This window comes from Rhodospirillaceae bacterium (assembly GCA_040219235.1).
Taxonomy (GTDB): Bacteria; Pseudomonadota; Alphaproteobacteria; order Rhodospirillales; family Rhodospirillaceae; genus WLXB01.
Window position 1 is genome coordinate 83,989 of sequence record JAVJSV010000008.1, and the last position, 13,106, is coordinate 97,094.

The window sequence follows — 13,106 nt, forward strand, 5'->3', positions numbered from 1 at the left end:
GTTTTAAGTCATTTTTGCATGATTTACTGTGAAGCTGAATTCTTCAAGGAGGTACGGTCATGATTTCTCGTAGAGCAGCCGCACAGGGAGCAGCGGTTTTAGGATTAACTGCCGCCCTGACAAACTCACCAAAGGCCGAAGATGCCCCTCGGAAACGCCAGACCTTTGTTCTGGTGCATGGCGCGTGGCATGGCGGCTGGTGCTGGAAAATGGTGCGGGAATATTTGCAGGCCCAAGGTCACACCGTGTTCACACCCACCATGACGGGGCTTGGTGAGAAACGTCACCTCGCCTCAGCTGAGGTGAACCTGGATACCCATATGACAGACATCTCTAATCTGCTGATTTGGGAAGAACTGGAAAACGTAATTCTGGTAGGTCACAGCTACGGCGGCGGCATCATTACCGGGGTGTGTGATGCACACAAAGACCGGATCGCCCACGCCATTTATCTTGATGCGCTGGTGCCGAAAAGCGGCGACACAATGGTTGGCGACGCATCGCTTGAAGCGACGGAAAAAAGATTGGGACCTTTCATTGATGGTTACCTGGCCCCACCGCAACAGCCGGTGACATTCGGTATTCCTGAAACCATGACCGAAGAACTGGCCTGGGTGCGGCGGCGCGTCACACCACATTTGGTTGGCACCTGGACGCAGAAATTTGATTTCAAAAATGGGGGCTCAGAGGGCCTGCCTCGCACCTTTATCTATTGTTCTGACAAGCCTCCCATATCGCCAGAGCGACAAGTATTTCTAGACAACTTTGTCAGTGACCCGACGTGGAATTATGAAGAACTGCCCTGTGGACATGACTCCATGGTGATCCTGCCGATAGAAACAGCACAGATGTTTGAGCGGATTGCAGACGCGACTTAGCGCAGTGTTGCCGCATTGGCGGGAACATCTAACGTGGAACGATCTATCCACACGCCGCCTTTGTAAACCGAGTCAATCATCGTGGTGTTGTTGATGTCCGCGGTCGGATCAGAGTCAAGCAGCAACATGTCCGCCAGCTTGCCTGGCTCAATAGAGCCAATTTCATCTTCAACGCCGATGTATATGGCGGCGTTTAACGTGCCCATGCGAATGGCCTCTAGCGGTGAAATCCCCGCCGCCACAATACTTTTGAGTTCCTGATGCGGCATCGGTCCCATGGAGCGGTCGGTGCCCATGGCCAGAATCGCTCCCGCATCATGCAGTGCTTTGACATTTTTCATAATGGCGGGACGCAAAGAGCTTAACCAGCCGGTGTAAGGCGAGCCGTTAAAGCGATCGCTGGTGCGTATTTCGTCGCGCATCTCTTGAGACAATGTGGCCACATACAACGGCTCATCAAAGAACGATGTATCCGGTTCGATCCGCGTCATTGTGGTTGAGAGTATGATGCCTTTGTCGGCGACCAGCTTGGCAAAGTCTTTGTTGGCGTCATCCAAGTAAACAATATGCGCGAACGCATCCGTGCCCGCGTCAACAGCTTCGCGGGCCATCGCCACTTCAGACACATGCACCGTGGTGCGCATGCCTTTTTCATGCGCATAGGCCACGAGTTTGTTCATCAGGTCAGTCTCAAAAAGCGGAATATTGCGTCCGACTGGCCCCATACCGCGACGTTCGCGGGTGAACTTGAGCAAGTCTGGCTTCAGTGCAAACAAGGCATCGAGTTTCTCAACACCGTCTTCGTAGCTGGTGACGACAGTCCCACCTGCACAACAGCCATGACCTTCGGGCGGGGCAATCAGGCTGATGGTGGCGTAGATGCGCGGTCCGCGAATACGCCCGGCCCGTTCGTCATCGCGCATCTTAAATATGAACTCAGCATTGTTGCCAGAGTCATATATGGCCGTCACACCGGAATAGAGGTATGCGTCCATAGATTTAAGAGCCGTGGGCATATCAATCTTCATGGTGCGGTTGCCGGGACCCGTGCGACCACCCGGCAGATGGATGTGACTGTCGATGATCCCCGGCATCAAGAACTTACCCGTGCCATCAACGACGTTTGTATCCGCTGGGGGTATAATCGACAGCGTTGAGATTTCTGCGAAGCGGCCATCTTGCACCAAGACGGAGGCCCCGCTTAAAGGCGGGGCTCCCGTACCATCAATCAAGGTGACGTTTTGAATGAGAACCGACTGCGCTACAGCACTCTCTGCAACAGCAATAAGGCTCAGTGCGAATGCAATACTAAGACGCGAAATTTTATATGTCATAGAGCCCCCAAGCCGTCTCGACTAAGATGCCAGTCTAATCCTATCCGCTTCAGATTGTGCGCGGACATTTGTAACAACGGGCACCACGTGATCGCGTTTCGCACCGCAACGGCCTGTGCAGGTTATTGCCTCCTCATCCTCAGTTATGCGAGTTGAACCGTCGCTTTTGCTATCTCGTGCTGCATTGATTAAACCAGTCGTGTCTTGGTTCGTGCTTGGGACAAGGTTTAAATCGTCGAATTTTCATCAGCCGGTTAATGGATTAAGAATCATGGATACTGAAAAAGTTGTTTCACGTTTAGGGTTTCTTGTTGGTCCTGACCATGTTCTGACGGATGATGTCTTGCTAAGTCACTTTTCAGAAGACCTGTTTTTTGAAGGACAAACACCACTTGCCGTGGTCGCGCCTGGATTGGTTAGTGAGACCTGCAAGGTTGTTAAACTCTGCACAGACGAAGGCATTGCCCTGCTGCCGCGCGGAGGTGGACTGTCTTACACTGCCGGTTATGTGCAGACACAAGATAACCCACCGGCAGCTATTCTAATTGACACACGGCGTCTTAATCGTGTGGTTGATCTTAGCCCAGAGAATATGACAGTGACAGCAGAAGCTGGCTGCACCTGGGAACAGGTCATGGAAGCCACATCAGCTCACGGTTTAAGACCCACAATGTTTGGCCCTTCAACCGGGCGGTTCTCGACCCTCGGCGGAAGTTTATCCAACAACTGCATGTTTTTCGGCTCGGCCAACAACGGAACCGCAGCCGATGCCATCGTTGGCTTGGACATCGTGACTGCAGATGGATACGTCATCCGAACCGGATCTGGCGCAATCAAAAATGGCACGCCGTTTTACCGTAATAACGGCCCAGATTTGACGGGACTTTTTCTCGCTGATGGCGGCGCTTTGGGCATCAAGGCGGCAGCAACATTGCGCCTGGAGAAAATTCCAGAAGGGCGTTCTTATGCGTCTTTCTCTTTTGCGTCCTTCGAAACATTAATCCCTATCGTTCAAGAGATCGGTCGATCTGGCCTTGCCTCGGAATGTTTGGGCCTTGGCCCGGCCGCATTGGATCATCAAGAGAATAGCGCACCAGCAATACATATCGTGTGCGAAGGGTGGACCCAGGGAATCGCGGATGAAAAAATTAAGGTCATCGAACGTATTGTTGGCGATTCTGGCACCCCCCTTAATCCAGTTCTGCCGACGTACATCCGCGAGAATGCATATTCATTCGTACAATCTTCTCTGGATGCTGCTGGACGCTTGCAAATTTGGACCCACGGCATTTTTCCGATTGGCGATACCTTAAATGCCTATGCCGGTTTTATGGATGTGATGAAGGCGCATGCGGCTGAAATGCAGAGTCTTGAAATTGAAGCCACGCTCTCTTTTGCCTGCGCTGGCACCGCCATGATGGTCGAACCGGTGCTACGGTGGCAGGGATCCGCCAGCCATTTGCATCGCACGGGCATGGGTAAAGTAGAAGAGCGTACTGAAAGCACCTCAGAAACGAAAAACAGAGAGGCACACGTGCGCCTCATCAGAGAAGACTTTAAAACAACAATGGACTCATTGGGCGCCGCTCATATGCAATATGGACGCTTCTATGATTATGCATCTGTGACGGATGAAAACACGGTGAACTTCCTACGAAGTCTCAAAAGTGTACTTGATCCAAAAGGTCTCATGAACCCTGGTGTGCTGGGGCTTTGAAGTGGATCGTTGATCTGCAGAGATCTACGCTTTACTGACAAAACACCCAAACCAAAGGGCGGCCCAAAGGACCGCCCTTTTTCGTGAGCGAAGACTGTTTAAATCGCATCCATAACCTCAAAGGCAGCGCGCTCGCCGGACTCCATCGCACCTTCCATGCCGCGGTTCGACAAAGCCGTATGCTCGCCACAAAAGTGAACCTTAAGCTCTGGCTTGCCCACATCCAGCAGGTGAGTGGCGATTTGCCCAGGATGCCAGACCACCCAATCTCCGCCTGAGAACGGGTCAAGCTGCCACGACTTGAAGCCACCGGCTTCAATCTTGCCTTTAGCCGCAGGTCGAAGAGTCTCGATTTCTTTAACAACGCGCGCTTTGGCTTCTTCTTCCCCCAACGTATCAAGATACTGTGCGGTATGCCCCCGTCCCCAGCAGAGGAAGTTGGTGACTTCATCATCGGTTTCACCGAAGCGCTGCGCGGTCACAACACCGGCTGGGGTATCCGTCCACATGGAAGGGTCGAGACCATCTTCTTCCCAAAAAGGCTCTTTCGGAATGACGTGGACCTGCGTGATCAGCATCTGACCAATGTTCAGAATGGCAGAGCGTTTGGTGGGCGGCAAAATGGGATCAAACTTGACCCAGCGCAACGTTGGCAATGGCATGGAACAGATGACGCGCTTCCCCTTGTAAACGCTGCCATCGGCACAATGCACTTCGGCCATAGCTGACTCGCTGGTGATGCCGACCACGGTCTTGTTGAGATGAATCTCAGACTTCAAGGTGTTGGCCATAGCTTCGGGAATAAGTTGGTTGCCGCCGATAGCTGATAGAGACACCGGATCAATTTCATCCTGGGCTGCAAACCACTTCTGGATGAAATACCACATCAACAACGAGGTATCGTGGGCGGACGTTCCGTATTGCGCGTTGGTATCGTAAACCTGCGCAATGGTTTCTTCGGACCAGCCAAGAGTGCGCAACAGGCCATACACAGGACCATCGTATTTCCACGATTTTGGATCATACCAATCTTCAAAGGAGTCCAACGGATTGTTGCGCGCAATCACGCCCCAAATGTATCCGCTTGGGTCGCGGTCTTCCGCCCCTTTCGGCATTTTATTTAGGGGATGACTTGGCCATTGGTCCTTCGGAATCACAGACCCTCTGAGTGCGATCTCAGGCTTAGACAGAGCACCACGCGGTTTATAGTCCATCAGTTTGACGCTCAGGCGGTCGCACATGTCGCGCACACGGCCATAGCCGCCCAAGATGGAATTGCCCCCCGCTTCTGGGTTTCCGGGCAGATCTTTAAGCGTGTAGAGACGCCCACCAATCCGGTCCCGCCCTTCAATCACGGTTACGGAATACCCTGCCTCTTCGAGCAGCATGGCGGAATAGAGACCTGAAAGGCCCGCCCCGATGATAATGACGTCACGCTCTGTCGCCGCATGCAAAGGCTGAGATGCTAAAGCAGATGTTGCTGCCGCGCCCGCCAATGCGGTTCGACGTGAAACAGAAGATGGTATTTTCATTGAAGGCTCCCCAATGTGCTCCGACAAAATCTGTCCCGACAATACGTGAGCAAAAACGGTTAGGCCACAGTTACTGGCAGGCTATGCCTCTGTTTTGGCCAGAGACTCAGCAGCTTCAGCGTGCGCCTGCCTGATAAAGATTCTGATCAGGATAAACGTCGGTAAAATAAGGGCGAGCGCCACAACAAACGGTGCCGTTGTGCCGTAAACGGCAAACACAACGCCCGAAAATGTTGGCGTGATGACGCGCCCGAGATTTCCGGCAGCCTGAAAAGCCCCAAGCGCCGCGCCTTGCTCGTTTTCCGGTGCGTGCTTGGACGCTAAGCTCGAGGATGAGGGAAAGAACAATGCATTGCCCATGGTCAGAAACGTCAACCCTAAAAGCACCGTATAGAGCCCCGTTGCGTAGATCATGACGCACAGACCAATAAGATACAGCACGATCCCGGCGCGCAAAACGCGCGCATCGCCAAAGCGCTTGGACAAAGGACCAATGGCACCGCCCTGAACAGTGGCCATGATGACACCCATATAAGTAAACAACAGGCCGATTTGGCTTGGACCAAAGCCGTGTTGTTTGAACGCATAGAGTGAAAAGACAGAGTCCATTATCGAGGCACCCGACGCGAAGATGAAGTTCACGCCGATCAACGCCCCAAGAACCGGCAAGAAGAAGAAACGAGTCAGCCCTTTCACGGAAATCAACTTCAGAGATAGAGGACTCGATGATCGCCGTGAACGGACGCGCGTCTCTTTAAAAAACAAGGTCGTGACCACAACCGCAAAGATACACATTCCGGCCGAGACCACAGCGATGGTCAGAAAATTACTGGCTTGAGGAGTCGGCCCCGCAATAAAGCCGCCCAACGCAGGACCGAGAATAAATCCCAGCGAAAAAGACGCACCGACCCGACCCATAACCCGTGATCTGTCTTCTCCAGATGTCACGTCTGCCGCAGCCGCGAATGCAACCGGAATATTCCCCGCCATCAACCCACCAATCAGGCGCGCAAACAACAGGGCCGGAACAGTTTCTGCGAGCCCTAGAAGCACATAGGACACTGCAGAACCAAGTAGTGTAATGACTAGGATCGGTTTGCGCCCAACGCGGTCGCTCCACCACCCCCAAATGGGCGCCGCGACAAACTGGCCCAAAGCGAACACCGCCATAAGCAATGTGATCTCAGCGGGTGACGCGCCAACCTGCTCGCCAAAAAACGGAAACAGCGGGACGATAATACCCACCCCGGTCAGGCCGATAAAAACAACGAGATAAAGAACAAACATGCGGTCGCGATGCCTAGGGGGGAGAGATTATCACCCCATCAAGACATAACGCTCCGGCATTGTCGCGATTTAATCGCGCGCGTTTATGGTTGGGTTGCCTAATCTTTGGCGATTCTCATCTACTGGACGAGACATATTGGCAATCAGCCGCCAGTCTTCACCGCGCTTGACCCAGACATGAATGTTTTCGAACCGCTCATCCACCGCTTGGCCGCCTGCGCGCTGGGTGCGATGGGTTTCAAAAAAGGCAAGCGCCGTGTCGCCATCGAAGGACATCCCCTTCTTGGTCACGGTAATGCGCTCGCCCGCTTCCATCATCTGACCACCGCCAACCTGCTTGGAGAGACGTTCAAAACTGAGGGGAACCTCGGCTGGAGCGGGCCAGGCCATGTAGCCGGGATTGGCCAGAGACAGATAGTAGCCCATGTCACCGCTGCGGCGCATTTCATAAATTTTCATCTCCTGCGCCCAAATCTTGTCGGCATCCGCTTGACGTTCTGGCGGAATATCAAGATTGGCGTCGGCTGCCATGCTAGTGGTACCAGCTATGCTCAAGCCGAGAAAAACGGATAGTGCGAAAGACAAAATCTTGGATGACATAACAGCACTCCTAAAAAGGGTGAGAAATAATGGTATCAAGCGGAGGAAGTTAAGCAGGTCTGATTTTCAAACTGGTGTCCATGGACGATAAAGCCTCATAGCCATCTTTACGCACAACAATCATATCTTCGACGTGGGTCGTCCCCCAGCCGACTTCACTGTAAGGCATGTCCAGGGTGTAGACGGTGCCCTCTTCAAATGTGAAATCCTGATCGAACGTGCCAGGGGCTTCTGCGCCGGTCGGCCAGGGCTGATCGGTATGCTCCAAGCCAACATTGTGTGCGCCGCCATACCCATTCGGCACGCCTTCTTGCAGCATAAGATCATAAAACATCTTTGCCGCTTCAGAGAACTTCATGCCTGGGCGTATGGCGTCATAAACGATACGACTGCACTTGGTATCTGCCTCAATACGCTTCACCAGACTGTCAGGGGGGTCGCCGACCATAACCGTGCGACCGACATCACCATGATAGCCTTTGTACACACCGACACTGTCGAGCTTCATAAAGTCGCCTTTGGACACCACGCCGGAATTCAAGCCATCAATGTTGGCAATCATCCACTTGCCGCGACCTTCTAACTCACCCCATTTGCGGGCGTGGGCCAACTCGATTTCTTCCAAGGGCAACCCCGGAACGATTTGATCAATAGCGTAGTCGAGGGCGATCTCATTGCGTTGGGCGGCCTCGCGCAAAAGATCAATTTCATTCTCGGTTTTGACCATGCGAATTTCTTTAAAGATGTTCAGGGCATCAACCTCTGTAATGTCCGGCGCGCCCTGCTCTCTCAGCCAAGGGGCGATTCGCGGATCGTCAAACCCGATTTTGCCCTTGGCCGCGCCACCCTCATGAATGGCTTTCACCAATGCCGCCAAAGGAGTCGCGCTGCATTTTCCCTCGTACGCGGCAAACAAAGCCAACTGAAGTTTGTCGCGTTCGCTTTTTTCGCCGTCGCCCACAGGCCAAAAGCTGGTTTTAGGGTTAGCAAAAGGCTGGCCCTGTTCATCCAGTTTTATTGCACCATCCTCTCCCCGCAGCGGCATCGTGAAAGGCTGGATAGAGGGCATCCATGTTGGACGATAATCCAAATGGTAGAGCATTACTGCCGACAGAATAATTGCAGGCGGCGCATCTTCCTTGCGCGGGAAAAAGGCAAAGGTTGAGAACGGGCGTCCCATCCACTGCATAATTCCGCCATGACTGGACAGGTAATAGATGTTGATGGGCGTCGTCGCGACCAGACCATCCAGATCGTACTTGTCCATAATGGCGCGGGCACGGTCGACATTCATCAGCCGCTTGGCTGATTGAATATGATCTATGGAGGGCACACTGTCTTTGGGCACGACAAAACTCTCTATGAAATTAGGACGTTTCTAATGATGGTGTCATTCATAGGCGATTGCCTTGATGCGGGACAGGGAGTCTGGCGCATCATATTGGGACTGCCCGGATGGCGAACTTATCTTGGGGTGTCTCAGATCAAGGTTTTGCAGGCGGAATTTAGAAGTCAGAGCCGCATCGATCCTGAAAAATACTGGCGCAGTTTTGGCCGGAGCTCTTCGTCCATCTGGTTCACCAGCCGCGCAATCATCTCTGACCAAATCGCTTTCTTTTCGGACACCGTTGCATCTTCTCCAGCTGTTCTTGTCTGCCGGGTGCGCACATTTGCCTCTGACTTCACACGGTCATCCGGACCGATCAATTGAATCGTGAGATCCAATACCGCCGTGTATTCAAAGGCCTGCTGTTTCTTAAAGACGGCAGAAATGCCGGTATCCAGGGTTAAGTCTTTTTCCTGAATTGAGCTCTCAGTGATAACAATCACGAGCCGGTCAGTGCTGGTGCCGTTGGGTCTAAAACGTTGTGCGGACCAGGTTTGAATCGCATTTTCAAAGGTCAGCGGAGAAAGATGCCCAACGAAAGGCGATCTTCTTGCCGGATCAAACCGGTCATCGATTTGCACACGCTCGGCATCGACCGGAATTGGAAACAAGTGATCAAATGTTGGCTTGGCATACTCAGGCTCTGGCACTTTTGAAGCACAGGCGGACAGAATGAGACCTAAGACGAAAAGCGTTGCGCTGGTTTTAAGTGCTGTGTTCACAGAAAAACTCCAAAAAACGTTGCCATTTGGACACACTAACACAAAACCCGCAGCCTAGGTTCCGTGAAAATTTAACACCTTATCCTTAGACACATAAACGGATTTCAGTGCCTTAAAGCCGCAGAATGTGGACTGCTGCGGGACTTCCGTCGCGACAGCGAACAGCATGACCGCCTTATGAGGATTAGCATAAGGAAACGTTATGGATGTATGACACAATAGAATTGGAAGTCATGAAGTTACACTGCCAGTTTCCTTCTCATACTCAGGAATACTCAACAAAAGAGGTCCTTTTGGGCAGTCAACGCGCAATGATCGAAACGCCGTCTGGCTTTGTGCATGTGCGTTCTGAAGGGGACGGCATCGCCGTTTTGTTGTTGCATTGGACGCCAGCGTCAAGCCGACAGTATATCCCTCTTCTGAGCGGCTTGAGTAATCTTGGTTATGGCGCTTATGCACCGGATCATATGGGCTACGGCCTTTCTGATCCGCGCCCTGAACCGTGGGCTGTCGCAGACTATGCCCAGAACATTTCAGTCGTCATGGACGGCTTAAACTTAGAGAAAGCGATCATCGTTGGGGGGCATTTCTCATCAGAAATCGCTGTTGAGTTTTCATTGCAATATCCGCACCGCGTCACACACTTGGTCCTAGACGGCAGCCCGGTCTGGGATCGTGAATTTCGTGAAGAGGTCCTGGCGACAGCCCGTCAACCGACACCGGATTGGTCGGAGGACGGTGCTCATATTGCCTGGGTGTGGCAGCGTTCGCTGTGGCTGCAGCGCATGTGGGATTCTGGCTTCGTCCTTGATGATGAGGGAGCCGCGCTTTTGCGCAATGCCGTGATTGACAGTCTGCTGGCGCAACAAAGTGACGATTCTGCCGACGCCCTCAAAAATTATGACATGGAAGCCGCTTTGAAACAGGTGAGCGTGCCAACCTTGGCCCTGACCGCCGAGACCGATCCTCTGAACAATTGCCACGGCAAAGTTTTGGCACTGGTGAAGAACGCTGTCGGTCACACATTTAAAGGGGGACACCCCCACCACCATCCAGAAAAGGCCGATGATTATATCGTCGTGCTGCATAAGTTTATCGAAGGCAACACAGACCAATTTGAAACAACACACACATACAAAGAACCACAAGCGAAGAGCTACGCTTAACCTCACCCGACGGATGGTCCGTCACGACACTCAAAGTAGGAGAGAACGATGAGTAGAACACTAAAAGGGAGCCTGCTGTTATCCGCCGCAATGGCCGCAGCACTTCCGCTGTCATTTAACCCCGCCCCAGCCCATGCTCAAGGCATCGCGCTGGAAGAGATTATCGTCACCACCCGTAAGCGTGAAGAAAACCTTCTCGACATTCCCGTATCCATCGTCGCTATATCGGCCGAGCAATTGGACAACTACGGCCTGTCGAACTTGGAAGACATTGCTAAAATCGTGCCCGGCCTAACGTTCGACCGCTCGGTCTCGCAGAACGATTACCGCCCTGCGATCCGTGGCCTGCAAGCAGAACAAGGCCGTACCAGTGTTGGCCTGTTGATTGATGATATCGATATCACATCGGAAAACCTGCAAGTTGCCGGTGGCGGTTCTCTCGCCCGCTTGCGTTTGGTTGACGTAGAACGCATCGAAGTCGTTAAAGGCCCACAAGCAGCCCTTTACGGACGGTCTGCTTTTGGTGGGGCAGTGAACTACATCACCAAGCGCCCAAGTTTAACCGAGGCTGACGCCAGAGGAACCTTTGACGCCCATTCAGAGTCCGGCTTTGAAGTCAAAGCCTCTGGCGGGGCCCCTATTGTTGAAGATAAGTTCGGTGTGCGCTTTAACGCCTACTATTTTGATGAGCGCGGGTCGTACAAAAATACGGTCTCAGACGACTATGTGGGCGGTGGCGACGGTGTTGGTGTTTCTGGTGCCTTCCAGGCCCAAGTGACGGAAAATCTGTCGGTCTATGGCCGGATGGAATACTCCGACGAAAGCTATGATCCGCAAGCTGCCTTTGTGATCAACGGAAATACAGACGTTGCCCTTGACGCAAATTCTCAGACCGTACTCGGCACAACGACAACACGGATTTTTACCGGTCCTTTGATCGACAGCCCCATCCGTTTCGACATCGACCCCCGCACCGGCAAGGACTACAAAGGGATCGACGTTGAGAACTTCCGCGCGACCCTCATCGCGGACTGGGATTTGGACAGCGTCGGCATCACCTCCCTGACGGGTTGGGTCGATGCCAACGATAACATCTTCCAAGATAATGACTTCGTGTCTGGTTCCGTAAACGGCGTTGTAACAGGGGCCTTCCAAGAAACGGAACGGATTAACGACACTCATCAGTTTAGCCAGGAACTTCGTGTCTTCTCGCAGGGTGAAGGTGACTTGCAATGGTTGGCCGGTGCTCTGTACTGGGAAGAAGAAGTTGACCAGTTCGGCAGTAATGATACCGGGCTGGCTTTGGGTCCAATCTTGGATTCCGATGTCGAAGCGTTTTACTTGGCACGGGATGGTGAAGGTCGTGGCGTCGCCCGTGATACCTATCATAAGTCTGCTTTCGCCTGGGCGGAGTATGCCTTTACCGATACGCTGTTTGGCTCGGCTGAAGTGCGTTACACCGAAGAAACCATCGATTACTCTTTGGACTTCGAACCACAGTTTGATTTCTTCTTCGGTGTCATATCGCTTGGTGGGGCAGCTCCGCCCATTCTGTCTTCTTTCGGATTTGTCAGCGGTACAGATTTCGAACGGATCAAAGAAACCTACACAATTCCTCGCTTTGCATTGAGCTACCGCCCCTCGGATGAGTTGAATATCTATGCCTCCGTTGGCAAAGGCGTGAAACCGTCCGGATTCCAATCGGGTGCTATTTTCGCCCTCGACATTCCTTACGATCGCGAAACGCTATGGTCTTATGAAGTTGGTGCAAAAACACTCCTTCTGGATGGCTCGCTCGCCTTTAACACGGCAGCCTTCTATCAGGACTATTCGGATCAACAGGTCTCTTCTCAAGTCCTGAACGCAACGTCCGGGCTTCTTCAGCCGGTGATTGAGAACGCTGGCAAGTCAACGATCTGGGGCTTGGAATTTGATGCCAACTGGAAAGCCACTGAGAACCTGACCTTGACCGGGTCTTACGTGTACACCAATGCTGAGTTCGATACCTTCAGGGTAATCTCCACCAGCGGATCGCGCATTGGGGAATCCGGTTGTGCAGAATTAATCCCAAGCACACCACCAGCCTGTTTGTTGGTTAAAGATGGAAACAAACCAGCAGATTTGCCCACACATCAGTTGAACTTGAACGCCAACTATACGGCACAGCTGACGGACACTTGGGACTGGTTCATTGATGCCAGCGCACGTCACACTTCGAAGCGGTTCCTCTCCACGGCCAACGTGGCGACACAACCATCTTACTGGCGTGTCGACGCACAGATCGGTGCAAACAACGACCAAATCCGGGCCGCGCTCTATGCGGAAAATCTGCTGGACGATGACACTGTAATCGATGGCAACCTCTACGTTGACTTCTTCAACGGGTTCGCGCCATCTGGCTTCGGCTATCGCCCACAGCCTCTGACTGTTGGTATTCGTGCCAGCTTTACGATGTAATCCAGCCAAAATTTCTTGAGTTAAAG

Annotated in this window: 10 protein-coding genes; 4 read left to right on the forward strand and 6 right to left on the reverse strand. The window is 52.7% G+C overall.

What is annotated here, in order from left to right:
- Positions 1-59 precede the first annotated feature (59 nt).
- Positions 60-878 carry an alpha/beta fold hydrolase gene (locus RIC29_03565; protein MEQ8733976.1) on the forward strand — a complete coding sequence of 273 codons (819 nt, stop codon included), beginning with the start codon at positions 60-62 and terminating at the stop codon, positions 876-878.
- Here RIC29_03565 and RIC29_03570 read toward each other — a convergent pair.
- Complete coding sequence (locus tag RIC29_03570; protein ID MEQ8733977.1) at positions 875-2,212, reverse strand: amidohydrolase family protein; 1,338 nt, start codon at positions 2,210-2,212, stop codon at positions 875-877. The genes RIC29_03565 and RIC29_03570 overlap by 4 nt on opposite strands.
- A gap of 271 nt (positions 2,213-2,483) precedes the next feature.
- On the opposite strand from RIC29_03570, the gene RIC29_03575 reads away from it, so the two are divergent.
- Entirely contained in the window at positions 2,484-3,929 is a 1,446-nt protein-coding gene (locus tag RIC29_03575) for an FAD-binding oxidoreductase (GenBank protein MEQ8733978.1), read from the forward strand.
- Positions 3,930-4,027: 98 nt separating this feature from the next.
- Here RIC29_03575 and RIC29_03580 read toward each other — a convergent pair whose 3' ends face one another.
- The 5 genes from RIC29_03580 to RIC29_03600 form a co-directional block, all read right to left on the reverse strand.
- Positions 4,028-5,461, reverse strand: a complete 1,434-nt coding sequence (locus RIC29_03580) for an NAD(P)/FAD-dependent oxidoreductase (protein MEQ8733979.1) — start codon at positions 5,459-5,461, stop codon at positions 4,028-4,030.
- A gap of 81 nt (positions 5,462-5,542) precedes the next feature.
- The gene (locus RIC29_03585; protein MEQ8733980.1) at positions 5,543-6,748 is read right to left on the reverse strand and encodes an MFS transporter; all 1,206 of its coding nucleotides are present in this window, start codon (positions 6,746-6,748) and stop codon (positions 5,543-5,545) included.
- Positions 6,749-6,817: 69 nt separating this feature from the next.
- Positions 6,818-7,348, reverse strand: coding sequence for a hypothetical protein (locus RIC29_03590; GenBank protein ID MEQ8733981.1), 531 nt, complete (start codon positions 7,346-7,348; stop codon positions 6,818-6,820).
- Positions 7,349-7,397: 49 nt separating this feature from the next.
- Positions 7,398-8,696 (reverse strand): M24 family metallopeptidase, encoded by a 1,299-nt coding sequence (locus RIC29_03595; protein MEQ8733982.1) that lies wholly within the window; start codon positions 8,694-8,696, stop codon positions 7,398-7,400.
- A 164-nt stretch (positions 8,697-8,860) separates the two neighbouring features.
- Positions 8,861-9,457, reverse strand: coding sequence for a hypothetical protein (locus RIC29_03600; protein MEQ8733983.1), 597 nt, complete (start codon positions 9,455-9,457; stop codon positions 8,861-8,863).
- Positions 9,458-9,750: 293 nt separating this feature from the next.
- Between RIC29_03600 and RIC29_03605 the strand changes: the two genes are divergently transcribed.
- Together RIC29_03605 and RIC29_03610 are read left to right on the forward strand one after the other, a co-directional pair.
- A complete protein-coding gene (locus RIC29_03605; protein MEQ8733984.1) occupies positions 9,751-10,623 on the forward strand; it encodes an alpha/beta fold hydrolase in 873 nt (290 codons plus the stop codon).
- 48 nt (positions 10,624-10,671) lie between these two features.
- Positions 10,672-13,080, forward strand: coding sequence for a TonB-dependent receptor (locus tag RIC29_03610; protein MEQ8733985.1), 2,409 nt, complete (start codon positions 10,672-10,674; stop codon positions 13,078-13,080).
- Positions 13,081-13,106 lie beyond the last annotated feature (26 nt).